Below are 25791 nucleotides of genomic sequence, written 5' to 3'. Positions count from 1 at the left end.
ACTCACCGGTGCCGCGCCCCTGGCCTGTCCGTCAGGTGGTAACTGGTGCCAGCGCGGGGACTGGGGTGTAGGTGGTGCCGTCGCGGAGCATGGCCCAGAGGACGTTGAGTCGGCGCCGGGCGAGGGAGAGCATGGCCTGGATGTGGGTTTTGCCTTCAGCGCGTTTGCGGTCGTAGTAGGTCCGGGAGGCGGGGCAGCTTTTCAGGGCCGAGAGGCCGGAGAGGTAGAAGACGCGCAGGAGCCTGCGGTCGTAGCGGCGGGGCCGGTGGTGGTTGCCGGTTATCCGGCCGGAGTCCCGGGGTGCGGGGGCGAGTCCGGCGACGCCGGCGAACCGGTCGGCGGACTGGAAGACGGTGAGGTCTCCGCCGGTGGCGCCGAGGAATTCCGCGGCGAGGACGGGGCCGAAGCCTGGCATGCTGAGCAGCACCTGGGTGTGCTCGTGTTCGGTGACTTTCTCGCTGATCAGCGCATCCAGATCGGCCAGTTCCTTGTTCAGGGTCAAAATTTCCTGGGCGAGGGCGGCGACGACCTGTTCTCCGAGGTGCTGGGCGGGGACGGTGGTGTGCTGGGATTTCGCGGCGTCGACGGCGGCCTTGGCGACGGCGGCGGAGGAGCGGGTCCCGTGTTTCTTCAGCCACGCCTGAAGTCTGGCCTGGCCGGTGCGGCGGATCCCGTCCGGGGTCCGGTGTTTGGTCAGCAGCAGCAGGGCTGCTTTGGAGCGGCTGTAGTCAAAGGCCCGCTCCAGGGCCGGGAAGTATTCGAGCAGCTGGGCCTGCAGGCGGTTGATCGCCCGGACCCGGTCCGCGGATTTGTCGGCCCGCCGGGCGGTGAGGATCCGCAGCCCGGTGCTGATCTCGTCCCCGGCCCGCAGCGGCTGCAGATCTTTGCGCATCCGGGCCTGGTCAGCTATTACAGCCGCGTCTTTCGCATCCGTTTTGCCCTCTCCGCGGTAGAGCTTGGAGGCGTGGTGGACGATCCGGCCCGGAATATACAGAAGGTTCTGGCCGTGGGCGACGAGGATGGCGATCAGCAGCGCCGGCCCGCCGTGGTTCAAATCCGTCGCCCAGATGACCTCATCCCCGCCGGCCAGTGTCAGGACCGTGGCGACGAGTTCGAGCAGGGCCGGTTCGTCGTTGGGGATTTTCTGCGAGAACAGCCGGTTCCCGTCGGCGTCGATCACGACGCAGTGATGATGGGCTTTGCCGGCATCGATACCGGCCCACAAATTCGCCAAAACAGCCTCCAGTCTGTCGTACGGGTCGAACCCGGCAGATAACCGCGCCGTCGTGTCCTTATCCGGCGATTCAAGTCGCGTCTCTCAATCAGCGGTCGGGTCATCGCGGAGAGTGCGGGCGGCCAATCCTTCGGAGCCGTCACGACGCGAATCGTCCGGCCACAGCAACAAAGCCATACCCGCCTCCCCCGGGTAGCCACGACCCTACAACGGCCACGGAACCACCCGTCAACACCATAAGGACAGCAACACAAAAACGTCGCAGACGTGAGATGCGGGCCAGGGTCTCCGGAGCCCTGCGACGGACGCACTGGACCCAACAGCCGGCCGCGCCAGCGGACGCCCCTCTTGGGGTGAGCGCTGCGAACCATTCACCAGCACCCCGGGATCTGCACCTGGTGTGCTGCGGACGGCTTGCCGCACCTCCCGGCCTCCCGCACCAGGGCCTGGGCGTTGGCGGTCCGCCGCTGGTAACCAGAAGCGGGAGCCGGCCACGACGGCGGACCGCCAGCGGTGACCGGCCCGGGAAGGCCGGCCACCGTCTGGGGTGTCAGCTCACCGGTTGTTGCAGTCCGAAGAGTTGCTGTGCGAGGTCGATTAGTTCCTCGGGTACGTCGGCTTCGGCGCCGTCGGCCGTCTCGCCCAGGAACACGGCGTTCCCACAGTAGACATCGCTCAGGACTCCGGTTTCTTCCAAGACCAGCTGAGCGGCGCGGCGGTTGGGGGCGAGGTTCAGGATTTTGCCTTCCTCGTTGATGTAAAAGTGCCAGTCGTAGCTGCTCACGGCTTCGATGTTTCCGGCCACGAGGGTTTGCAGGTTTTCCAGTGATGCGTCGATGGTTTCGACCCGTGCCGGTTCGCGTCCGTCGGCGGGGATGATCAGGGCGGTGCAGGTGCTCATCAAGGGTTGTCCTCTCACGTGGTTTTGGTGGGGTGCGGTGCCCCGCCGCTGTGCGCGGGGCACCGGCTCTGGCGCTGGTTAGGCCGCGTTGACCGTGTAGGGCATCCGGTAGCGGGAGGGAAGTTCCGCGGCGGCCTCGGGCAAGTCGTCGGGGCCGTGGGCCTGTCCGTTCTTCCAGTGGAAGAACGCCTGTTCGGTGATCGCTTCCCACTGCCGGGCCTTGGTCCGGTAGAAGGTGCAGCTCACGTCTCCCTCGCAATACGTGGCGACGCCAAACAGGTTGCCGATGCTGTCAGCGGTCCGGGTGGCCGCGACCATGACGTAGGGCCAGTTGCCAAGGTCCCAGCCGTCACAACCCCAGCTCGGGACGACGGCCCAGCCCTCGGCTTCGATGAGTTCCATCCAGTCGTAGCCGCCGTTCTCGTGGTAATCTCCCAGCACGGTCACGCCGTCGATGGTCTCCCCGGTGTCCTTGGTGGTCACGGTCTTGGTGGTTATTGCGTTCATGGTGTTGGTCCTTCTTGTCCGAGAAGTTTTAGGTGAGTGGGGCGGCTTAGGTGACCGGCCAGCGTCCCCTGCCCCCCGTTGTTTTTTTGTTGCTGGCAAGCTCGCTTGCTCGGCGGCCGACGGAGGCCTGTCCACCTTGGCAAGGGGGAGGAAATTCCCGGAGGAAATCAGCGACGAAGGAGCGCCGGAGGGACATTTCCTGCACCGCGGGCCCCGACGAAGGAGGGGCTGGACGGGCTGGAGCGGACGCCTAGAATCCGCAGGACAGCAACACAAAAACGTCGCAGACGTGAGATGCGGGCCAGGGCATCCGGAGCCCTGCGACGGACGCACTGGACCCAACAGCCGGCCGCGCCAGCGGACGCCCAAAACCTGGTTGGAGCGAAGCGGAAATCAGGGTCTTGCTAGGGTGGACGAGTCCCGTCAGTGGCAGGCGCTTCTCTCCCGAGCAGCACCTCCTGGCCGGCCATTCCAATCAAAAGGGGCAGCACATGGGGTTACGGAGTCTTTTCAGGAAACGCCCGAGAGCCACCGGCACCCGTAAGTCAACGCCCCAGGCGGGCGCCCGGGAGATGAGGGAGCCCCCGACGACCGAACAGCTCATTGACCTCGAAGAGGCGTGGGCCGAGCTGGCGGCGGCCCAGGAGGCATCGGAACTGACAAACTTCCATGCCTGCACCCGCACGGGCCAGCCCTGGACCGAAGACCCGGCAGCAGTCCGAGCAGTAGCGGCAACGCTGCGGGAGTTCCCGGCCGCGGAAGCCCAGCCTCCAAGGTAGCGGCGGGGCGGGCGACGCCGGCGCCGGCGGTCTAAGAGTCCTGCCAGAACCGGGCCCCGGATACGGCCCCACAAGAGGCCAGTCGAGGCTCGCCAGCGCGGTCAGGGACAGCACGAAGGTCACGAGAGTCAGCGGTTCCCTGAGGGGGCCTGTTGTCCCCGGCTCAAGAGGTCAGGTCGTGCCCCTCCCGCGCAGCTCAACGCCGGGGGAATTCCTCTACTGGTTCGTTTAGTCCCGGTCGTTCTTGTCCGGGGTTTCCGGCACGATGCGCTGCAGGAGCGCGTCGTGGGCCTTTTGCAGGGTCTCGGCCCGAGCCTCGGCCGCGGCCACCCTGGCCGCCGCGTCGGCGGCTGCGGTGCTGGCCTGCTGTTCGGCGGCGCGTGCCTTCCCCAGCTGCGCCTCCATCGCCGCGGCCTGGGTTTCCAGGGCGGTGACCCGGGCGGTGAGTTCGGCGACGGCGGCATCTTTCTCGCCCGTGACCTTGTCCAGGTCAGCGACGAGCTCGGAGATCTCCAGGCCCAGGTCCTTCTTCTCCTGCGCCCAGACCACTTCAGCAGCGGCATGCCGCTCATTGGCCACGGCGGACGCTTCGGCCCAGCAGGCCCCGGCCAGACGCGCGGCCTGCTCCAACACCGCTGCCGGCGTAGCGGCGAGACGGCCTCCCGCGGCCTGCTTCTCCTCCACCCACTCCTTCAGGTAACGGGTGGCGTCGGCGTTGCTCACACCCGCCGCTGCCCGCACCGTCGAGACGGTAGGCCGGCGCTCGGCACTGATCTGCTCCGCAGCAGCAAACACACGGTCTTTCACACTCAACGCCACGGCGACAACCTCAGAAGTAGTAGGAGTAGTAGTAGTAGTAGTAGTAGTACCAAAACTACTACTCCTACTACTGGATGGCAATACCGCCGCCGACCTAGCCTTCCCCTCGGCCCGCCCGCCGCCCCGGGAGCTCGGGGGGTCGGCTGCGGCCAGGGAACTCCGCCGGGCTGGCCTCCTCACCGCCGGCCGTCGTGTGGGGTGGCCGTGGCAGGATGGGCTCCATCATGGACAGGCGGGTACGGCGCGCTCCGGACGCGGAATGGGTGTTGATGTACCGGCTCGGACTGAGCCGGCAACGCATCGCAGATCTCGTGCGCGCCGAACCCACCACCGTCGGGTATCACCTGGTCATCGCCCGCCGCCAGGACCCGGGACTCGAACCCGCACACCACGCCGCCGCCGCGACCGCGGCCGTCCCCTCCCCCGCGGACGTTGCCCGCATGGACGAGGTCATCGCCTGGATCACCGCCGAGGGCCGGTTCCCCCGCGAACGGTCCGAGGACAAGGGTGAGCGGTCGATGGCGCGGTGGCTCTCGGATCGCCGGCGCCAAGCAGCCGACCGCACCCTTGACCCGGCCTACCGTAACGGCCTCGCCCACGCCCCCGGGTGGGAAAGAAACCTCAGGGCAGTGACGGATGAGGCCCGGTGGCAGGACCGCCTCGCCCAGCTCATGGACTTCCGCGCCGAAGGCAACGACTGGCCCCGCCACCACCACTACGCCTCGGAACGGGAACACACCCTCGGAGTGTGGATCCACACCCAGCGCTACAAACACCGCCGCGGCGACCTCGACCCTGAAAAGGTCAAACTCCTGAACACCACCATTCCCGGGTGGCAGACCGGCCGGACCCGCGGCCGACCATCCCGGCGGTGACCGATCCGGGTTGTGCCCATTGGGGGCAGGCGGAGCCCTCCGCACAGCTCAGGCTGTCCCCACTGGCGTTCAACCCGCCCCCGCCGGAGACCCGCGTCGGAACCCCGGATTCTGGACTGTCGTAGCCACCATCCATAATGAGATCTGCGTGGAACATGCATCAGATGAGACCGCATGGTTCGCGCTTTTCTTTGGCGTGTCGATTCGAACATATGTTCTAAAGTGGTGGTATGGGACCGGAGCAGGCAAGCAGGCTGCAGGCGCAGTACGCGCGGCGGGCGTCCCCGATTGGGCTGACGGTAGAAGAACTCGATTTCGAGCACTTCCCGTCTAAAAACGGGTTCCCTGGGATTCCGATAAGGCGTGGATCAGGTTCCCGAACTGCGCCGAGCTGGTGGACGGCGAGGTGTACGCCTGGACGGCCAAAGCCGTGGAAGTGACATGGAAGGACGGGCCGCTGACTTACCGGACCTGGGTGTGGAGTTCGGCGGTCACCCGTCGAGAAAAAATGATGACCAGAAACTTGGGAGAACGCGTAACCCGTGACAGCAGTAGCGAATGAAACAACCCTGGACGTTGAGGTCGAAGTCCGGATCACCCCGGCCGGCACTCCCCTGGCCGTCCGGTACGAGGGCCGGATCTGGGCCGTGGCCGCCGACCCGGTGCACTGGTTCACCCGGGATGCCTGGTGGAATACCCGGCGTACCGCGGCCGTCGGCAGCGGTGATCTGGTGAGCGTCGAGTTCTGGCAGTTGCAGGTCCGTCTCGGAACTTCCAGCTCGACCCTTCGGACTTTTACGCTGCGCCGGAGTCCGCTCTCCACCCAGTGGCTCCTAGAAAGCATCAGCGACTAGGCCACAATGACCCCTCAAACGATCAGCGATCAGACCTGGGCCGGCATCCGGACGGAGTTCGCGCTGCCGACCCTCGCGCAGGTGCGGCGCCAGCTCTCCGAACTCATGGAAGACCCTGAACCGGTCATGCGCCAGCTTGTCCGCGCCTTCATAGACGACGGGACCTTCTGCCCGGGATTCCAGTTCCTTCCCGGCGGACAACTCCAACCAACCGTCACCGGACTCTCTCAGCGCGCGATGGAACTGCAGATCCGCACAACTAATTCACCGTCTGGATGGTCACCCCGTCCAGGGAACTTGCCGGCACCCGCCCCGTCGACCACCTGAAGACGGACCCCGCTCCCCTGCTCCGCGCACTGGAAGCCTACCGCTGGCGCTGACGCCGGCCCTTGACGGGACCGGCGGGGTGCGTAGCGTTGGCCCATGCGACTCATCTACGACAACCCGGACCTCGCAGCCCTGACGCTGACGCGGCTCGCCGCGGAGGAATCCGAAGGCCCCGGCGCTCTGGAAGGGCGCATGCGGAAGTACCTGGACGGCCTCGGACAACGCAACGGCACCGCGTACCTCGAACTGGTGGCCATCACCCTCGCCCGGGTCCACTTCAAGTCCCTAGACGACCTGGCCCGTGCCACCGGGGCAGACGCAGCGGCGCTTCTCGACGCCGCGGAAGTCGAGGCGCTGGAGGGCCTCTAAGTTCCGCCAGGCATACAGTGTTCAGGTGAAAATCATCGGCACAGTTGAAGCACCCGACGGCAGCTACGAGCGCGTGAGCGTCCAGGGGGCACCTATGAAGAAGCCCGCGAAGCTCTCACCGGAAAGATCCCGGATGGCCATAAGCTAATCGCGATCCGTACAGACCACTGACCTGGCCCCGGCCAGCATGGCCGCGCCGTAAGCATCAGCGCCAACAGCTACCGCCGTTACCCGAGCCGCCGAGGCGCGCCCTAGATTTCCTGAGATTTCTTTCTGGCCCAACTTCAGATAGTCTGAATGCAACAAACCCCGCCAGGGCTAGAGCGAAAGCTTCCCCAAGACCGGCGGGCTTTTCTTTTAAACCTATGCTTGGGGCATGAACAAGCCTGCCCTGACTATCGCTGAACAGCTGACGCTCCTGAAGGAAAGAAAGCTCAGCTATGACGTCGGCGACAGGAACGCCTTGGGGCGACTGCTCTTGAGCAAGGGGTACTACAGACTCTCGGGCTACTGGCGGTACTTTCAAGTCTCACCGCATAACGGCGACAACACCTTCAACCCTGGAATCACGCTGGGCATGATTAACGATGTCTATGAGTTTGATGAGATCCTGCGGAGCATTCTTCTGGAGGGACTAACCGCTTTCGAGGTCACCTTCCGGACGCGGCTTGCTTACTTCTTTTCCACCGTCAGTGACCCCTACGACTATCTTTCTTTAGATCTCTACCGCGACGAAGTGGAAGTTCGCGAGGGTAAGAAGGTGGAGCTGCGCGTCGAACTTGTGGCAGACATCAAAAAGGAACTCTCCCGTTCTCGTGAAGACTTCATCAGATCTCACCTGTCCGCACAGAAACCCATCCCCCTCTGGGTTGCCGTAGAGGTTCTATCAATGGGGACCGTATCCAAGATGTACCGGCTACTTCTCAACGACGATGTCCGATACCCCGTGAGTAAGTCGTTCGGCTACCCCGATCCAGAGTTCACTGAGACAATTTCGCGGTCCTTTTCGACCCTGCGGAACAAGTGCGCCCATAGCGCGCGAATCTGGAATCACAGCTGCGTCAATCCCCCCCGGGTTCTCAAGGACCTGAAGACCGACAAGGATAAGACCATATATAGCCGGACGCCTTGGTCCTTCATAGTCATGCTGGCGTCTGCCGTGGACGGGATTAACGGCACGACATCGTACTCAGCGGACCTCTTCGGCCACATAGACAAGTACCCCGAGTTTCGTCTGGGGCTGACACATCCGCACCGCCGCTAGCGACCGAAATTTCAGTGTTCCAACACCATCGGATCCGGGCTTTCAAAATTAGACACTCCCCCGGTCGTTTTCTCTACCCGTCTGCACAGCTGGTCATGTGTTTCCGGGGTTGTGCAGGGTATGGATACTGATGCATCAGGAGTCGCCTGCACGGAACGGCATTCCGCTCAACAGTCCCCTGCACAAACCGCAACTTCTCGGACTGCACGGTATCTGCCAAGGCTCTCGCCCCACGGACATGCCGACATAGCGTTCCGGGCGAAACGCCGACAGGGTCATGGTTTCGCTAGGTGCCGGTAGATGGTGGGCCGGGTGACGCCGAATTCCTGGGCAATGTGCTCCACCGTGTGAGCCCGCTTCCCGTCCGGGCCTTTTTCTTCATACATTTCCCGGGCCAACTTCACCTGGCGCGGGCCGAGTTTGGGCTTCTGCCCGCCGGTCCGCCCGCGTGCCCGGGCGGCGGCGAGCCCGTCACGGGTCCGTTCGGACATCAGTGCGTGTTCGAACTCGGCGATCGAGCCGATGATCTGAAAGAACATCCGCCCGGCCGGTGTGGACGTGTCGATGCCCTGGTCCAGGACCACCAGGTCCACGCCGCGATCCTGCAGTGTCTTGGACAGTTCGATGAGGTTTTCCAGCGACCGCCCTAGTCGGTCCAGCTTGGTGACAACCAGTTGATCGCCGGACCGGTTGGCTGAGAGCAGTGCCTTGTCGAGTTCGGGCCTGCGGGCGAGTTTCCCCGATGCGGTGTCGAGGAACACCTGCTCGCAACCGGCCGCGTGCAGGGCGTCGTGTTGGGCTTCAGGGTGCTGGTCGCGTGTCGAGACGCGCCCGTATCCAATTCGCATGACCGAAATGTATCACCAACCCCGTTGGGCATTACATTGACGCGTACGCGGGAACCGTTACAGAGTCGACCGCGTGGTTCCGCGATTCCTATAACCGGGGTGGATGTGTCTCGCTAACGTTCGTTACCGGACATCGCGAAGGCTTGGCGTCGGTTATTCGGTTCGAGCCCCTATGCTGGTGCTGCCGGTAAGTTTCGGCCTATGGAAGTTCTAGAGAGGGACGTTCTGAGATGACTGACCGGCCGTCATTGACGGTTGCTGAGCCCCATCGGCCGGAAGCGACGAAGAACCAGCATGCTATCCGAGTCCTGGTCCTGCTCCACACATGCGGAGAACCAGTGACCGACGCTGACCCTGATGGATTCGTGAAAGTCATCCGCAGCGAACTGCGCCTACAAGCTCTCGACTTCTGGCTGAGGAACCCTGATTATCTGGCAGATCAAGTCATTAGCAAGGTGGCTGCCGGCGAGCTGGACGCCGCTAGGTACCTGCCGCTCGCCCAAGATTTGCTTGAAGGATCGGAACCGAATCTGCATTGGTATCCGATGCCGAAGTGGCTGCGGGGGGCATACGAAGCACTCGACGATTCTTTCTCAATGTTGCAATCCTATGGATTAGCCGAGGTACGTCGCAAAGGCAACCCTCCTCAACGGTATCGCAACGAGTTCTTCCTGAAATCAGCAGGTGTTGCCGCGGCGGTTGAGCTGGCTGCGGACCCGCTTCTGTCTTGGTATGGGCGGCAGGCCGAGCTAGTCGGTCTGGTCGCGGGTTCAGACAAGGGTGGCCGGCTCAAGGAACGGCAGTACGAGCAGGCAGAGTACGCCCAGACTCAATTGGGTTTGCGGATCGCGCCGATCGCGCCAGTGGTGCGGCAGCGGCTGGCTACTCAATTTCAAGTAAGTGGAGTGAACTAATGACGATTCTGGGTACCGAGATTCACGCGAAACTCGTAAAGAAGTGGGAAGATCTTGAACTCGGTCGAGTCGAACAGATCTTGGTCAAGGAGGGCATCTTAGACCGCTCGAACGCTGGTGTTCCTGTGCAACTACACATCACCCGAGTGGCGTTCTCAGGCACGAAGTCGCTGGTGGTGAACGACGGTGGGGACGCTTTGGCTCCCACTGAACACGATATTGACAAGCCCAGGGTGAAGGTCCCGTTCGAGTTCGATTGGAGCCCTGCCGCCGGCGTCAACGGTGTAGGCAGCGGGAAGAATCTTCGTGGTAAGTCCTCAGTAATGAAGGTCATCTCGTGGGCGCTCGTGGGGCGATCTCCTTTGCGAGCGGACGTCCAACGGTGGATCAGCAGGGTTACCGTCGAGTTTAGGATCGATGGGACGTTGTTCGCCGTCGTGTTCAATGCAGTCGACGGTGTACCCAACGGGAACTTGTGGCAACGTCTGTTGTCTAGAGAGGGTGAAGGCGTCAAGCTGGGTACGTTCACCAATGTGGATACCTTCGAAGCGCTGATGAACTCGTTCATGCTCGAGCGCCTGCGGCTTGAGGATCTCAGCGTGTGGGCGAAAGACCAGTTGCAGCCGCACGCGTGGCCTTCGTACGCGGGGGCATTGAACTTCTTCGCAGACCAACTCGACCCTCTTATCGGTAATGTGTCGACCCTGTCTACTCGGCTCCTGCAGATGTTTGCGGGCACGTCATGGGCGCCGCCGGTTGGACAAGTAAATGCAGCTCTCGGCCGATATGAATACGAGAGCAAACTGGCAGCGCAAAAGGCCTTGGCTGGCAACGATTTCGCCAAGACGCGGCGCGCTGAAGCTGAGGCTCGGTTCGAGCAGGCTCGGGCTGCGCTGGAATCTCTACCGTCAAGTGCCACGGACGTTGCGGGTGTCTTTGCATTGGTGAGTCACGCCAACGACACCTCGCGGAAGGCTCACGCACTGAGGTTGCAGCTTATGACTGCTCGTGGGGCTGTCGACGAAGCACGCGCCTGCGTTCAGGCCGAGTTGGCGCGCAGACGGGCGGCGACAGAGGACATGCTGGCGCGCAAGTTCTTCAACGGCATGCAGCCGGCTCAATGTCCTCGATGTGCTTCAAGGGTGACCGAGGAGCACCGTCGGGCCGAACACGATGAGCATGAGTGCTCGTTGTGTCACGCCGATCTCGACTTGGCTGCTCTCGACGATCAGGTCATGGTTGCGGCCGACGTCTCTGCCGAAGATCGTGAACAGCTGACATCGCAGGTAACAGATATCGACGTTGGTGACGATGATGACGCGGATGCTATCGATGTTCTGGCTGCGCTGGAGCAGGTTCTTGCCGCTGCCGAGCAGTCTGCCCATACGGTCGAATCTGATTTGGTTAGCGCGGAGGAAGCTGAGCAGAACGCCGCTAGTTCGGCGACGGCTGCTCAAGAGGGCTTGGCCGCGACGGAGCAACGTCAACAGGCAAAGATCGACCTTGCTCATGCTCAGGGCGCCCTGGAGTCGCTAGGAATTCAGTCTGCCGAAGACCACGGGAATGACGAAAACGACCTAGTTGGAGCTGTTCTGAGGGCTGCCAAGCCAATCGTTGACAAGTGGTTGAAGGCTGATCAGGACCCCATCCTAGACTTGATTTCTCAGGAGATCGCACGGCTGGCACGCGAGTTCGGTATTGACAACTTGGAGCACGTTGCTCTCAAAGGCAACGCGAACATGAGGGTGTGGACCGGGGGTGCTGAAGATGGGTATGCGTCTATCACCGGTGGTGAGCGAATCCGTCTGAAGATTGCGACCGCTATCGCACTGATGCGCGTGGGCAAGCGCGAAGGTGTCGGCCGCCATCCGGGACTATTGTTCATTGACTCGCCCGCCTCGGAGGAGATTGGCGAGGCTGACCTGTCGGAGATGCTCGGGGCCCTCATAGACGTCGCGGCCGAGACGGATGTCCAGTTGTTTGTAGCGACCGCTCACGCAACCTTACTCAAGACGGTTCTGAGCGAGGGGAATGTGCGGGCCGCTGATGGCGACGGCTACGTCTGGTGACCGCCAACGGCGCTTTGGCACTGAACCGACACAGCCGACGATAAGGAAGAGAGAATGCGATGAACCAGGACACCATCGCGCGCCTGCGTTCATCCCTGACTGGGAAGGAGCCACGGCCCTCCATCGTCGCGGACATCGGTGGCTGGGAATCCTTCGCTGACGCGATCTCCACGCTCGTCGACGATCCGATGCTTTGTGTGGTCACCAACATCGTGTGCCGCGACCTCGACACCACCAACCCTGCTTGCATCGCGACGTCTAACGCACTCGTGGAGGTCCTCACTAAGACTTACGACCCGATAACATTCGCGTCGGTCTGTGAGACCATGTGTGGCTCGCCGAAGTTTCTCGTCGTTGCAGGAAATACGCTCGCGAACGCTTGTTTGTCTCTCGCAGGCCCCCCGGATAGCCGAGATCTACGTGACGCGTTTGGGGACGTGGTTCGCGCCGGCGAGGCGCTCGAAATACTGACACGTTTGGCTCTTGACGGGTACGGCTCTCGATTCAAGGTCCTGGCGCTGCTTAGTGACATCAAGAGCGCCCAGCCACCTCGCTATGCGCGGGCCGTCTTACGCAGCATCACCGCTGCCTACGACCACTGGGACGGAGTCGACGACATTGTTGGGGTGGTAGACGTCGTTGCCGAGGACAGCAGCATTGTTGTTGATGACATTGCCTGGACTGCAGCGAACATCGAGGTCCTACGAGCACTAAGGTCAAGCACTGCAATTACTGCCCTCGAGCACTTCAGTGTCGCTCGCGCCAGACTCTCAGAGATTGAAGCTAACCGGGAAGACGCCACCATCCTCAACCGTGTGCTCGGCCACCTCGAAAAACTGATGACAGCTGCGGCAGCTGGAGACACCGTTCCTGCCCAAGGGCTGATGTTCGACCCTGACGCGCTAACTATGCTTCGGCGCGATGCTGAACGGTACGCTGTCACCTCGTCAGGCCTCGGCCACTGGGCTGGGAACCGTAAGCGAGTGGTCGTTGCTAGCTGGGTTAGTCTCGCCGAGGACCTCACGTGGCTGGGCGCCCAGATGGACCGCGACGTCTTCTACGAGGTCGCTGTAGTCGTTGATCGCATCGTAGCCATCTACGATGCATCGCACTCGTACGACCTCATCAGCCATCACAACGGTACCGGTCTCGTCCATAAGGTTCTCCGACCAACCATTGAGGGCGGGTTCGTCCAACGCGCCACCTTAATGCGGCATCTGAGCGACCATGCTGATGCGCTGCAGCAACATGCATGCGCTGCGCCCCATGACGCTGACATAAGGCGTCGACTTGGGGGTGTGCGAGTCCTGCTCGAAGCTGCCCGTGAGCGCCTCCTTGCTAGCGAGCCGCCGGGAAAAGGCGATGAGCAGGTAGTCATCCCGCCGCTGCTTGCTGACTTGTTGGACGGCCGCCCTGAACTGGCTGACAAGATCGCCTGTACGCTGACTGCCGACGACCTCGCAGGAATCGCGACAGCCGTAGCGACCTACCACCACATCTCCCGCACCGAGCCCGATCTTACCGTCGAGGCGATCCTCACAGACATCGTCTCCAAACTGAATGGCAGCGACGACTTCAAGGGCGACGTAGCCGACGCCGTCACACGCGTCGTGAGGACCTTGACATTGTACGTTGCCTCTATGATCAACGCTCAGAAGTCTGACGAACCGTGGCTGTTCAAAGCGCAGGTGCCCGAGGCCGAGCTGCACCGCCACCTACTTACATGGCTGGGGTCTAACCACTTCCGCCAGCGCGCGAAGTCCGAGGTGCAGAGTATCGCCGGAGGACGCGCCGACATTCTATTCGCGTTCGAGGGCTTTAACCTGGTTGCCGAACTCAAGGTCGACACCACTCATGTCGCGCTTGGAGACAAGACGAAGTACATCCGGCAGGCCGCGGCGTATGGGAACACTGATATCAAGATCGGGTTTCTTGTTGTCCTGCGCACCCCTGCATCAGGCGCCACTAATCTGGATGACCTCGCTGGCAACGTAACGCACACCACAATAGATGGAAATAGCGGTAGTGGCGACCGCCATGTAGTCATGTTCGACATCCCCGGAAACCGAACACCACCATCAAGAAACTGAGGGAGAAGCAGTCTGCTTCTACATAAGACATGCTGACGGGCCTCTATAAGGCGGAGCTGATCCATGTGAAGCCGTCCATGACCGGCGAGTCGTGGGTGGTCCTGGTTCAAGCCGTCACACCGGTCCGCCGGCCCAGCGTGGTCGATCCAGCGAAGCTCGCCTACGCCGTCCACCTTCGCGACCAGGAGGATCAGTCCATCTCCGAGATCGTCAAAGCCACGGGTATCACCCGCTCCAGCCTCTATCGTTACCTCCGCCCCGTCCACCGGAGATGCTGACGGCCGAGAACCAGCAGAGCTCCTAGGATCCCGGCGGCGGTGAAGGTTGGTTCGCCGCCCTAATATTCGCCTCGACCATCTGACCTTTGGGCTCTTAGAGCGTGACGGCTGCAGAGAAAAATCGCATCCAGCGAACCCGAAGGGCAGGTACGGACACAGCGAGGCCAAAGGTGCTTCCCCGCTGTACCCGTAGAGTATTCGCAGCGAGTACAAATAAGTGGGGGTTTTGGTGGCGAATAAGTGGCTGCATGACTACGTGTCCGATTTCGGCACCGACTGCAAAAACAAGTTGCAGGGACACGTGGGCCAGGCTGAGGCATCAATCAGGAAGCCGCTTGATGTACTCATTACATCCATCGGAAAACAGCTGGGTCTAAACGTTGTCGCCTTCGACGAAGCAGCCGATACCGAACGAAGCGTTCGCCCGGACTACGCCGTTCAGGTAAACGGTGCGGTGACTGGCTACGTGGAAGTAAAGGCACCAGGCGAAAACCTCGACCCTTCAGCTTTCAAGGGCCATAACCTCAACCAGTGGAACCGCCTGAAAGACCTGCCAAACCTGCTCTACACCAACGGCATCGAATGGCGCCTATGGCGAGCCGGGGAGCCTGTCGGTGATCCTGTCCACTTGATAGGCGGCACGCTCGCCAACGCAGGAACAAAACTCTCACCGGGCGAGCGTTTTGAAGGGCTCCTGACAGACTTCCTCCGCTGGGAACCCGTAGACATAACCTCGGTCAAGAAGCTCGTCACGACAATTGCCCCCCTCACTCGACTGCTGCGCGGGGAAGTGATGGACACGCTGGCTGCCGAGAAGCGCGCCCTCAGCAGCCCCGGCGGAAGGCTCGCAGACCAAGTCTTCTTGGGCATGGCCAAGGAATGGAAACATCTCCTGTTTCCAGGAGCTACTGATGCAGAATTCGCTGACGGCTATGCCCAAACGGTGACATTCGCCTTGCTGCTGGCAAAGTCGGAAGGGATCGACCTGGACAAAAAGGGCCTTCACGACAGCGCCAGCGAACTCGGGGAGTCCCATGGGTTGATGGCAAAAGCCCTCCAACTCCTGACCGATTCGGTGTCCAAAAAATTCCGGATCACCCTCGACCTGATGATTCGCACCATCAATGCCGTGCACTGGAAGAGCGTACATTCCGGCGTCAGCGACATGTACCTTCACCTCTACGAGCACTTCCTGGCCGTTTACGACAACGAACTAAGAATGCAGTCCGGCAGCTACTACACACCGGCTCCGGTCGTTGAAGAAATGACCCGTCTCACCGAAGAGGTGCTGGCCGGCAGGCTGGGCAAATCCCTACGGTTGCGCGACCCCGATGTCAGGGTTATTGATCCCGCCATGGGAACCGGAACGTTTCCCGTTCACATCATGGAGCGGGCCGCCGCACAAGCCGCGGCTGAAATAGGCCCGGGCGCAGCAACCGAAGCCATCAATTCAATAGCTCGCCGACTCTACGGTTTCGAGCTCCAGACCGGACCTTACTCCGTGGCAGAGCTGCGTTTGTCCGATCTCATTCGCGCCCACGGCGCCAAGGTCCCGGACACTGGGCTGAACCTCTTCGTGGCCGACACCCTGGAGGACCCGCACGTTGCCGTCGGGCAGATGTCGTATATGACTCAGCTCATCGCGCAACAGCGCCAACGAGCCAACCACATCAAATCGACGACGAACGTCACCGTGTGCATCGGCAACCCGCCCTACAAGAACAATGCCGAAGGCAAGGGTGGCTGGGTTGAGAACGGTCCCGCAGGCAGCGTGGGTGAGGGTATTCTGGCCGACTTCCGCCAAGAGGGAAACGGCTCTCTCGAATATCACCTGAAGAATCTCTATGTGTACTTCTGGCGCTGGGCATTCTGGAAGGTCTTCGAGTCCACTCCGCCGCCGGGAGCTTTGGACGGCGACGCTGGCATCATCTGCTTCATCACCCCCTCCAGCTTCATGTCCGGCGCTGCATTCAAAGGCATGCGGGAGTACATCAGAAAGAACTGCTCTGAGGGGTGGCTCATTGACTGCTCGCCCGAAGGGTTGCGACCACCCGTAAACACCCGCATATTCCCCGGTGTGCAGCACCCCTTGGCCATTTCCATCTTTGTCCGGAAGCCAGACAACAAGTTGGATGTTCCGGCCAACCTTCATTACACGTCCCTACATGGGCACCAAAGCCAAAAGTTCCGGCAGTTGCATGATGTGGCTATCGACGGGCCAGGGTGGCGCTTAGTGCGAACCGACTGGACGGCGCCTTTCACGGCTGCGGCTGCGGGAGATTGGGACTCCTACCCAGCGATCGATGACCTGTTCAAATGGATAACGAGAGGCATCAAACCGAACCGTAACTGGGTTGTGGCGCCTAACGTGGAGACCCTAAATTCCCGCTGGCTCGAACTAATTTCGTGTGACGACCGTGTGCGGAAGGAAGAGCTGTTCAAGAAGTCCAGAGACTCCTCTCTGGACAAGAGCAAGGTTCCTCTGTTCGGCGACGACGTTGAGCAGCAGACCACTAAAAGGTTCGCCGATGAGATCCGACTTGAACCCACCGTGGTCAGAGTGGGGCACCGGTCCTTCGATCGCCAGTACGTGATCGCCGATCACCGCCTCATGGACACACCCCGGCCTGACCTCTGGCGGGCGCGTATCCCTGGCCAGGTCTTCCTATTCGAGTTGCACACAAAGTCCTTGCGCTCCGGCCTAGGAGTCAGCTTCTCAGGTTTGGTCCCCAGCGAGGACTATTTCAAGGGCAGTGAAGGGGGCCGGGTGGCCGCCATGTACAACCCGGACGGAAGCCCAAATGCAACCCAAGGCCTTCTGCAGGCGATTTCCTCACAACTCGGTAAAGAGGTATTGGTTGAAGACCTCATGGCCTACGTCGCATGCACGGTCTCCCACAGTTCTTACACAGCAACTTTCATGCAAGAACTTCAAACGCCGGGGGTGCGCGTACCGCTGACGAAGGATCCCGTTCTGTGGCAACAAAGCGTCGAACTTGGGAAAGAAATACTCTGGCTCCACACGTTCGGCCAAGCCTTCGCTGCCGGCCGAGCAAGAAGCGTCCTGGGCGGCAGCGCCCACCAGGTCAAATACCTCACAGCAGTGAAGCAGCTCGACGACGAGTATTCCTACGATCCACTGACCCAAACGCTAAGTTTTGGCGGCGGCTCGTGGGGTCCAGTCCCGCCCCAGGTGATGGAATACAACACCGGGGGCAAGAAGACGGTGAACGCCTGGTTCTCGTATCGGAAGAAATCACCGGTCGGTAAGAAAACGTCGCCACTGGACGGCATAAATGCCAGGTATTGGGACGCCGACTGGTCTACAGAGCTAGCCGAACTTTTAACCGTCTTGGCTCACTTGGTGAGCCTGGAGCCGCGGCAGGAAGAACTTCTCAGCCAAATCATCGCGGCAGACCACTTCACGCGCAGCGATTTGGAAGAACTGGGTGTGAAATGGGCCAAGACCCGTAACGATCGGACCCCGAGCATCAGCCTCGAATCTGCGGGAGCCGACGGACACTTGTTCTAGGTCTCGGTGCCCTGACCAGATGAAACGATGCCCCGCAAAAGCTCTGGGTCAGATCAGTAACCCAGAGGTGCTGGGCGGCTCCGTGCGGCGCGAATGTGTATTAAGCAGAGCCGCCCAACCACGCAACCTGGCGCCATGGAACTCGACACTCAGCCGGTACGATGACGACCAAGACAGACCGAACACGTTTTATGCGACCACCGGGGGCTAACGATGACTGGGCTCGATTTCGGAAAACTGACCAAGCGATCGGTTGTGGATTCCGCGACAGAACCGAGGCGGATCTTTGCAGCTCTCCCTGCGCGATCCACAAAGTACTCCAGACCGTGGGATGTTCAGACACAAGTTTGGGACAGCTGGCACGATCGGCGCACTGAGTCCGACCTGCTAGTCAAAATGAACACCGGCGGCGGTAAAACGGTGGTCGGGTTGATGATGCTTAAGGGCTGCCTAAACGAGGGCGTTAGTCCGGCCGTCTACATAACGCCTGACCCCTACCTCGCTGACCAAGTCCGCGCGGAAGCCCAGGCTTTGGGTATCGAAACAACCGATGATCCACGATCCGGGCGGTTCCAAGGCGGCAAGGCGATACTTGTTACCTATATCCACAAAGTGATCAACGGCCTATCGGTGTTCGGCGTGGTGGGAGATACCCGACAGCGCATTGAGATGGGCTCGATACTCGTTGACGACGCGCACGCCTGCCTGGCCACCCTGGAAGACCAGTTCACCCTCACGATCCCCAGAAGCCACGTAGCATACCACGACCTGGCAAACCTGTTCGACGACGCACTGCGTGACCAATCGCCCTCAGCGGTACGTGACCTTGCCGAGGACGTCCCCGGTGTTGCCCTGCGCATCCCCTACTGGTCTTGGGCCGACAGGCAGGAACAGGTTCTCAACGCCCTACATCCACACCGCGAGAGTACCAACGACTTCAAGTTTGTGTGGCCCCTCATCCGGGAAGTCCTGCACCTTTGCGACGTGGCGATCAGCCACAGCGAGATCGAGATAAAACCGCCCTGCCCGCCGGTGGACCGAATCCCCAGTCTCGCCATGGCCCGGCGGCGGATATACCTAACAGCGACACTGGCCGATGACAGCGTCCTGGTCACCCACTTCGACGCGGAACCGACCACCATTGCAACTCCGATCACCCCGCAAACAGCGGACGACTTGGGCGACCGAATGATCCTGACCCCATTAGAGACACACCCTGGCACCACCGACCAAGAAGTACGCGACTTCCTCGTCGAGCAGGCCAAGCATCACAATGTCGTAGTTATCGTGCCCTCCCGACGCCGTGCCGCGTTCTGGCGCGACGTCGCCGCGGCCGAATACGACAAGGACACCATTCACGATGGCGTCAGCCGCCTACGAGATGGGCACGTTGGCCTAGTTCTCCTGATCAACAGATATGACGGCATAGACCTACCCGGGGATGCCTGCCGTATCCTCGCCCTCGACGGGCTGCCTGAGTCATACAGCGCCCTCGACCGCATCGAAGCCCTCGCCCTGGACGAAAGCGATGCCATGATCACCCGTCAAATCCAGCGCATCGAACAAGGCATGGGCCGCGGAGTACGATCCAACGACGACCATTGCGTGGTCCTTCTGCTCGGCTCCAAACTCACTCAACGTCTGCACAAGGCGGGCGGCGCGGCAAGGTTTAGCCCGGCCACCCGCGCCCAACTCGCCCTGTCCGAGCAGGTCGCGGACATGCTTCACGGGAAGTCCTTCGAGGACCTCGGCAGCGTGATCAACCAATGTCTGAACCGAGATCAGCAATGGGTCACGGCGAGCCGAGATGCCCTTGACGGCGTCACCTACCCCACCACCAGCACAGTCTCTGACATCGCCGTGGCGGAAAGGGAAGCCTTCCGGCTAGCCGAGCTCAACCGCTATCGCGAAGCCCACGCGAAGATGCGTGATGCCATAAACGCCGCCCGCGGCGACCGACGGCACGAAGGCTGGCTCAAGCAGCGCGCTGCCGCCTACCTGCATCTGTCAGATCCTGCTGCCGCGCTGCAGATGCAGAAGTCTGCGCAGACCGACAACAAGGCATTGCTACGCCCACGGGACGGCGTCGAATACCACCGGTTGAGCAGCATCGCCGATCAGGCCAGGCAGGCCGCTGAATTTCTCACAGAGCGCTATAGCAATGGCAATGATTTGATCGTCGGTGTGGCGGCGATCGTGGATGATCTCGTGCCGGATCCTGACCCGGCCAGTGTGCAGATATTCGAGCAGGCTATGCATGATTTGGGCCTGCACCTCGGCTTTGGTGCCCATCGACCCGAGCGCGACACGGGAGAAGGGCCAGACGTACTGTGGTCCTTGGGCGAGCTGGCCTTCTTGATCATCGAGTGCAAGAGCGGCACCACTACGGATGCGATCTGGCGCCACGATGCGGAGCAGCTCTCGCACTCCGTGGACTGGTTCCACGAGAAGTACGACCACACATGTACCGCAACACCTGTCCTGATTCACAACGCCCGAATGTTGCACACGAATGCCTCAGCGCGGTCGGGCGCCACCGTGATCACGTTCGACAAGCTCGCCGAGCTCCGCGTGGCCGCCACCAAATACGCGGCAGCGCTGGCGGCGAGCAACTCCTACCGGGAAACCGAAAAGGTCAGCGCCAATCTGACTACGTGGCGCCTCAACGGCAAGTCGTTCGCTCAGACATGGGGAGTAGCGCCGCGTAAGCGATGATCACACATGACCTGGTACCCCGTCTTTGCTAATGGTCAGCGTCCGTATCCGGGTTCTTGCTGGCGGCGCTGGTCGGGCGTCCGGGGTTGGGTGGTTGTGGCGGTGGCGGCCGCGGTTCCTGTTTGCGGTGGGAATGAGGCGTTCATGAGCCGTTGCATTTTTTCCATGCGGGGGTCGATTTCGGCGGGGGGTTCGGGCTGCGCTGGTTCTTCCGGTTTTGCTGCCTCGGCCATGAGCTGGTTGATCCGTGTCGATTCTGTCTGGGCGGCTTTGAGCGCGTCGGCGTGCTTGAAGGGTTCCGCCAGGGCTTTGTCTGCTTGGTCGACGTGGGTGAGTGCTTCCTGCCGTCGTGCTTCGACGTCGGCTGCCAGTTTCGGGAGGGATGAGACTCTGTTTTCGAGTTGCCTGATGGCGCCTAGATCGGCGGATAGCAGGCTGCGGCGGGCTATTTGTGTGGTTGCCCTGGGGACGCCTTCGATGCGTATTTCGACGGTTGCCCGGTCGAGGTCCCGGGCCGGCATGAGGCGGGCGCGGAGTTCGTGGCCGCCGAGGGTGGCGATGGTTCCGAGTTCGTCGTAGCCGCCGAGGTTCATGAGCCGGTGGCCGTGTTTGCCGGCCCAGGCCCGGAGGGCTTCGGCAGCGTCGCCGCGGTTGTCGAGGGCTTTACCGTCGATGCTGATCTTGAAGGCATCCGCGGTGGTGTCGACGGTTCGCGCTGCTGCTGTCTGAATGAGGGGCAGGTCGCCGGCGGCGGCGTCGGCTGCTGTTTGTTCGCCGCGTTTGGTGTGAGCGACGGCAACCATGTTCCGGTTGTAGGCCCGGTCCAGCCGGCTCAGGCGGGCCAGTTCCTGGTCGGCGACGGCCTTTTCCAGGACCAGCGGGTTGCCGCTGGTGATGGCTTTCGCTTGGGCGAAGTTCAGGGTGTTGTCCCCGATGTCTTCGATTTCGCGCACGTCCAGGCGGCCGCGCATGATCTGGTTGATGAACCGGGACTTTCGTTCAAGTCCCTGCCACATGAAGGAATCGAAGGATTCCTTGGTGACTACTTGGGAGATGCGGACCTCGGGGTTCAGGTTTCCTTGGCGCACGACGCGGCCGTGGCGTTGTTCGACGTCGGAGGGCCGCCACGGGGCGTCCATGTCCACCAGGTGCACGGCGCGTTTTTGAATGTTGGTGCCAACGCCCATTTTTGAGGTCGATCCCATCAGCACGGCGATCTGTCCGGAGCGCGCAGCGGCGAAGAGCCGGCCCTTCTCGGCGTCGTTCTTGGCTTCGTGGATGAACCGGACCAGGTGTTCGGGCACGCCGCGGCGGCGTAGCTGGTCTTTGAGTTCGCCGTAGACGTTCCACTTCTCGGAGGGTGTGCCGAAGTCGCAGAACACCAGCTGCAGGGCACCTGGTACCGGGTCCGGTTCCCCGGTTTTCGGGTCGGTGTAGATGCGGTCTTTGTGTTCTTCGTACACGCTGGCAAGCAGGTCAGCGGTGGCGCTGATCTTGGTGGGGCCTTGCTGGGACAGGGTGGGGTCAACGAGTCTCATATCCAGAGCGGCTTTACGGCCGTCTGAGGAGACTTTGAGCATGTTGTCCTCCTCCGAGTCCACGAGGCGTTGCTGGATCGCGTCCACGCGCTTGCCGATGTCCTGGATGTACTCCCGCAGTTCCGGGCTGGGTTCGACGGTGATCATGTTCGGCTGCCGCAGCCCGTCCCCGGCCCGGGGGGCGAGATCCGGGACGGGGAGCTTCAGGTCTTCGGCGGTCTTGACGTCCGCGAAGGTGTGGAACATTTTCAGCAGCTCGGGGACGTTCTGGAATTTCGCGAACCGGCTCTTGAGTTTGAACCGGTCACCGCCGGCGACGGAGAGTTCCATTTCCTCAACAACTTGCCCGAACGTAGCGGCCCAGGTGTTGAAATCCTTGATCCCTGCAGCTTGGAGCAGGTCCGGGCGCAGGTAGCGCTGCATGACGTACATTTCCGTGACGGAGTTGGCAATCGGCGTCGCCGTGGCTCCGGTGATCACGCGCCGTCCCTCGCGTTGGCGTAGGAACTCTGTCTTCATATGCAGGTCAGAGGCACGGGCTGAACCCGTGATGGCCGCGCCGGGGATATTGCTCGGGGTCCGGAGGTTCTTGTAGTCATGGAGTTCATCCACCACGAGGTAGTCAATGCCGGTCTCTTCGAAGCTGATCCCTGGATCGGCGGGGGTGTCGAGTCTGGCTTTGAGGGTTTCCTCTTGAGCCAAAACCGCCTTTTCCAGCCGCTTGATGATGCTGGAATTAGCACGCCCATTGTCCTGTTCATTGGTCTTCACGGCCTCCAACTCGGCCCGCATTTGGATGACTTCAGAATTGATGTAGGCAGCTTCTGCTTCGGGGCTGAGGCTGACGCGCTGGAAGGCGGTGCGGGTCATAACCACGGCGTCCCACTCGTTGGCGGCCGCGCGGGCGACGAACTGCCGGCGCTTATCCCCGGCAAGGTCACTCGATGAGGCCGCGAGGATCCGGGCTTGCGGGTACCACTGGAGCCATTCGCGGGAGAACTGTTCCAGCATGTGGTTCGGGACCACGACGGCGGGCTTGTTGACCATGCCCAGACGGCGCAGTTCCATCACTCCCATGACCATCTCAGCGGTCTTTCCCGCACCAACCTGGTGGAACAGGCCCACGGCAGGTTCGGAGAGCATCCGGGCCACGGCAGTGCGCTGGTGCGGGCGTGGATTTTCGGCCTTGGCCAACCCCGGCAGGGTCAGCCGCTCCCCCTCGGCACTGTAGTCGCGCAGCACGATGGAATTGAAGCGGCGATTGTACTCATCAATGAGGCGGGTGGCACGCCCGGGTTCCTCCCACACCCATTCGCTGAAACGCTCCTGCAGCAGCTGGGCCTTCTCCTGGGCCGCTGCGGTTTCGGTCGGGTTCAGGACCCGGCGGTTGTTCTCTCCTTCGTCCGTGACGCGCACAGTCCGCTGCTCCAGGACCTGTTTCAGGATGTCCGAGGCGGGCATCCGCTGGGTACCCCAGTTACTGGTGGCGGCCAGGGTATGGCGGTTGGCTTTGACGTCCCACATGGAGCCGGCCGCGTTGGAGACGCTGGCGTAGGGGTCGTTCAGGATTTCCCGGACGAACTCCTGGTGCGTGCCGGCGTCGATCCAAACCGCGCCCAGGCGGGCCTCCACCTCATCCGTGCGCAGCGGTTCCGGCAGTACCTCGGTGAGGTCCCGGACGTTCACGGCATACCTGTCATCGGAGAGCGCGGCCGTCTGGGCGACTTCAAGCTTTTCCCGCACGTTCCCGGACAGGTACTCCGCCCGGGTTTGGAAAGTCTCATCAGCACCGGGGAGCTGGTAGATGTTCTCGCCCATGGCTGCCCGGGTTTCGTCAACGCTGATACCCAACAGAGACGCTGCGTAGTCCAGGTCCACCTCCCCCACGGTGTCGAGGGTGACGGTAAGGGCTTCTTCTGCCGTGTCCACACCCAGGACCGGTCGTCGCGGCTGAACCTGACGACTCGAAAGCAGAGCAGCCGGTGTGGCCGTCTGGGAGGCTTCATCAAAGTTCTCCAACGCCATGACCAGAGGACCAAATGGGTCTCGGGAGACGATAGAGACGGCCTTGGGCGTCATGCGCGCCCGCATGGGCTCTTGTGTCTCTTCATCCACACGACCGGTGTCCCGGAGCGTGAAGCGGTTGATCGGCCCGTAAGTGTCCACGTACCGGCTGTAGGCGCTTCTCAGTCCGTCACGGAGGGCGTCGATATCGTTGGTGTCGTCGCGGCTTTCGGCTTCCGCGGTGAGCAGTTTCCGGGCTGCGTCGCGCAGTCCCAGCAGCGCCCGGAGTTCGGCGGCCTGGGTCTTGGGCACGGACAGCTCGACGTGGGAGCCGTTTTCAACAACGGTGAAGTCGCTGTCGGTGGCGCTGATGTGGCCGTCCCATTCGTGCGTGGCGGCCGGAACGTAGGCGGCGCGCTGGCGTTCCTGATCGGCGGTCCGCTCGGTCATCACCATTCCGGCAGTCCGGGCCTCCCGTACGACGTCCGCCAGTGCGGTATTCAGCCGTTCCGGGACGGCGGAAAGATCATCGGTGGTCAGCTGCAGGGTTTCGGCCCCGTACATCCCGTGGCTGACGTGCAGCTCACCGAGGAGCCGTTCGGGGTATTCATCGAAGTAGGAGTTCAGACGGGTAATGGTTCCGTCGATCTGACGGGCAGTGACGGTCTCCCAAAGTGTGGAGGCCGGTTCCTGCCCGGGTTCCCTGCGGCGGAAGATCAGCAGATCAGTCATGGCATCGGTGCCGGCTGCCTTGCGGTGTGAGCCGGTGGGCAAACGGACGGCGCCAACGAGGTCGGCCAGCTGGTTCATTTCCCGGCGTGCCGACGGGTTCGTTCCGTCCAGAGTGAAGCTGGAGGTCAATACCGCAACCATCCCGCCCGGGCGGGTCAGTTCCAGGGATTTGAGGATGAAGTGGTTGTGAATTGAGTGGCCGCCGGCGTTGTGCCGGGGGTCGTGCAGGGGGACGTTGCCGAAGGGAACGTTTCCGATGGCGAGGTCGAAGTGACCGGTCGGCAGTTTGGTATCGGCAAAGGACTCGGCCCGGACCGTGGCCTCGGGATAGAGCGCCTGAGAGATAGCCGCGGTGGTCGGGTCCAGCTCCACGCCAGTGATGTCTGCGGTCTCCGGAGCGAAACCCATGAAGGTTCCCACACCGGATCCCGGTTCCAGGACCGTGCCACCGGTAAAGCCCAATTCCTGGACGGTGGACCACATGGCCTGCACGTAAGCGGCATCCGTGTAGTGGGCATTGATCGTGGTCCGGCGTGCCGCGTCGTACTCAACCCCGCTCAGGAGGCTGCGCAGGAGTTCACGGTCCCCGGCATAGTCCTCGCGGCCTTCATCGAATATCTGGAAGACGCCCTGCGCTCCCCAACTCCCCCACCGCGCCAGTGCCACTCTCTCAGCGTCCGTGGCTTGGCGGTCCTCACCCTGCAGCGTCCGCAGCACCTCGAGGGCTGCAAGGTTCGCCCGGATACGGCTCCGGGCTCCGGAGGGAGCCAGGTCGTCCTGAGAGGACGGGCGGAACCTTCCCGTCCCGGTCTCTAGTAGAGCTGTTGGCGCAGCTTGTCGATTTCCCCCATCGAGTCCAGGTACTCCTGAATGCTCGGGTTCACGTACTCGTCCTCCTCGCCCTCCGTCTCCGGTGGCGAGAGCAGGTCGTAGCGGACGATCTCCTCGGCCTGGTTCTTCGCTGCGTTCAACCGACCGACCTTCTCCAGATACCCTTCGCCCTTCGGGTCGGGACCCGCGATCTTGACCTGCAGTTCGTCCACTTGTTCCTGGGCCTGCTCCCCCAGTTGGGTAAAGAACTCCTCCGGGTTCTGAATCTGGTTGTACCGCGTCGGACTTGCCACCTTCCAGGCTTCCTGAGC

19 protein-coding genes are annotated in these 25791 nt (G+C 62.0%); 12 read left to right on the top strand and 7 right to left on the bottom strand.

Translation table 11 applies throughout. The features are described 5' to 3' along the window. Nucleotides 1-31: 31 nt before the first annotated feature. The 3 genes from ABIB29_RS18515 to ABIB29_RS18505 form a co-directional block, all read right to left on the bottom strand. Nucleotides 32-1234 carry an IS110 family RNA-guided transposase gene (locus ABIB29_RS18515; RefSeq protein WP_354174313.1) on the bottom strand — a complete coding sequence of 401 codons (1203 nt, stop codon included), beginning with the start codon at nt 1232-1234 and terminating at the stop codon, nt 32-34. Between the two features lie 550 nt (nt 1235-1784). After that, nucleotides 1785-2135 carry a DUF3846 domain-containing protein gene (locus tag ABIB29_RS18510; protein WP_354174311.1) on the bottom strand — a complete coding sequence of 117 codons (351 nt, stop codon included), beginning with the start codon at nt 2133-2135 and terminating at the stop codon, nt 1785-1787. A 78-nt stretch (nt 2136-2213) separates the two neighbouring features. Further along, the gene (locus ABIB29_RS18505) at nt 2214-2642 is read right to left on the bottom strand and encodes a hypothetical protein (protein ID WP_354174309.1); all 429 of its coding nucleotides are present in this window, start codon (nt 2640-2642) and stop codon (nt 2214-2216) included. A gap of 572 nt (nt 2643-3214) precedes the next feature. Between ABIB29_RS18505 and ABIB29_RS18500 the strand changes: the two genes are divergently transcribed. Then, entirely contained in the window at nt 3215-3421 is a 207-nt protein-coding gene (locus ABIB29_RS18500) for a hypothetical protein (RefSeq protein ID WP_354174308.1), read from the top strand. Between the two features lie 228 nt (nt 3422-3649). On the opposite strand, the gene ABIB29_RS18495 is transcribed toward ABIB29_RS18500, so the two are convergent. Next, nucleotides 3650-4228 carry a DNA-binding protein gene (locus tag ABIB29_RS18495; protein WP_354174306.1) on the bottom strand — a complete coding sequence of 193 codons (579 nt, stop codon included), beginning with the start codon at nt 4226-4228 and terminating at the stop codon, nt 3650-3652. 236 nt (nt 4229-4464) lie between these two features. Here ABIB29_RS18495 and ABIB29_RS18490 point away from each other — a divergent pair, with 236 nt between their 5' ends. From ABIB29_RS18490 to ABIB29_RS18465, 5 genes are all read left to right on the top strand, one after another. Beyond that, nucleotides 4465-5115, top strand: coding sequence for a helicase associated domain-containing protein (locus tag ABIB29_RS18490; protein ID WP_354174304.1), 651 nt, complete (start codon nt 4465-4467; stop codon nt 5113-5115). A 542-nt stretch (nt 5116-5657) separates the two neighbouring features. After that, complete coding sequence (locus tag ABIB29_RS18480) at nt 5658-5969, top strand: hypothetical protein (RefSeq protein WP_354174302.1); 312 nt, start codon at nt 5658-5660, stop codon at nt 5967-5969. A gap of 6 nt (nt 5970-5975) precedes the next feature. Beyond that, the gene (locus tag ABIB29_RS18475; protein WP_354174300.1) at nt 5976-6296 is read left to right on the top strand and encodes a hypothetical protein; all 321 of its coding nucleotides are present in this window, start codon (nt 5976-5978) and stop codon (nt 6294-6296) included. 96 nt (nt 6297-6392) lie between these two features. Beyond that, the gene (locus ABIB29_RS18470; protein ID WP_354174298.1) at nt 6393-6665 is read left to right on the top strand and encodes a hypothetical protein; all 273 of its coding nucleotides are present in this window, start codon (nt 6393-6395) and stop codon (nt 6663-6665) included. Nucleotides 6666-7041: 376 nt separating this feature from the next. Then, on the top strand, nt 7042-7929 hold the full coding sequence (locus tag ABIB29_RS18465; protein ID WP_354174296.1) for an Abi family protein: 888 nt from the start codon (nt 7042-7044) through the stop codon (nt 7927-7929). A gap of 275 nt (nt 7930-8204) precedes the next feature. Here ABIB29_RS18465 and ABIB29_RS18460 read toward each other — a convergent pair whose 3' ends face one another. Further along, nucleotides 8205-8777, bottom strand: a complete 573-nt coding sequence (locus ABIB29_RS18460; RefSeq protein ID WP_354174295.1) for a recombinase family protein — start codon at nt 8775-8777, stop codon at nt 8205-8207. A 338-nt stretch (nt 8778-9115) separates the two neighbouring features. Here ABIB29_RS18460 and ABIB29_RS18455 point away from each other — a divergent pair, with 338 nt between their 5' ends. From ABIB29_RS18455 to ABIB29_RS18430, 6 genes are all read left to right on the top strand, one after another. Beyond that, nucleotides 9116-9691, top strand: coding sequence for a hypothetical protein (locus ABIB29_RS18455; protein ID WP_354174293.1), 576 nt, complete (start codon nt 9116-9118; stop codon nt 9689-9691). Continuing rightward, nucleotides 9691-11760: a coiled-coil domain-containing protein gene (locus ABIB29_RS18450; protein ID WP_354174291.1), complete on the top strand. Its 2070-nt coding sequence runs from the start codon at nt 9691-9693 to the stop codon at nt 11758-11760. Before ABIB29_RS18455 ends, ABIB29_RS18450 begins: the two co-directional genes overlap by 1 nt. A gap of 59 nt (nt 11761-11819) precedes the next feature. Next, nucleotides 11820-13850 (top strand): hypothetical protein, encoded by a 2031-nt coding sequence (locus ABIB29_RS18445; protein ID WP_354174290.1) that lies wholly within the window; start codon nt 11820-11822, stop codon nt 13848-13850. Nucleotides 13851-13879: 29 nt separating this feature from the next. Then, on the top strand, nt 13880-14128 hold the full coding sequence (locus ABIB29_RS18440; RefSeq protein WP_354174288.1) for a helix-turn-helix domain-containing protein: 249 nt from the start codon (nt 13880-13882) through the stop codon (nt 14126-14128). A 229-nt stretch (nt 14129-14357) separates the two neighbouring features. Next, nucleotides 14358-17660 carry a type ISP restriction/modification enzyme gene (locus ABIB29_RS18435; protein ID WP_354174287.1) on the top strand — a complete coding sequence of 1101 codons (3303 nt, stop codon included), beginning with the start codon at nt 14358-14360 and terminating at the stop codon, nt 17658-17660. Between the two features lie 213 nt (nt 17661-17873). Further along, a complete protein-coding gene (locus tag ABIB29_RS18430) occupies nt 17874-20375 on the top strand; it encodes a DEAD/DEAH box helicase (protein ID WP_354174286.1) in 2502 nt (833 codons plus the stop codon). Between the two features lie 35 nt (nt 20376-20410). Here ABIB29_RS18430 and ABIB29_RS18425 read toward each other — a convergent pair whose 3' ends face one another. Together ABIB29_RS18425 and ABIB29_RS18420 are read right to left on the bottom strand one after the other, a co-directional pair. After that, nucleotides 20411-25315: a helicase-like domain-containing protein gene (locus tag ABIB29_RS18425; RefSeq protein WP_354174284.1), complete on the bottom strand. Its 4905-nt coding sequence runs from the start codon at nt 25313-25315 to the stop codon at nt 20411-20413. 146 nt (nt 25316-25461) lie between these two features. After that, nucleotides 25462-25773, bottom strand: a complete 312-nt coding sequence (locus tag ABIB29_RS18420) for a TnpV protein (protein ID WP_354174282.1) — start codon at nt 25771-25773, stop codon at nt 25462-25464. Nucleotides 25774-25791: the final 18 nt, after the last annotated feature.

It is taken from the genome of Arthrobacter sp. UYEF36 (assembly GCF_040547025.1).
Taxonomy (GTDB): domain Bacteria; phylum Actinomycetota; class Actinomycetes; order Actinomycetales; family Micrococcaceae; genus Arthrobacter.
The sequence above is the reverse complement of the archived record's forward strand: the minus strand, read 5'-3'. Positions and strand labels throughout refer to the sequence as shown.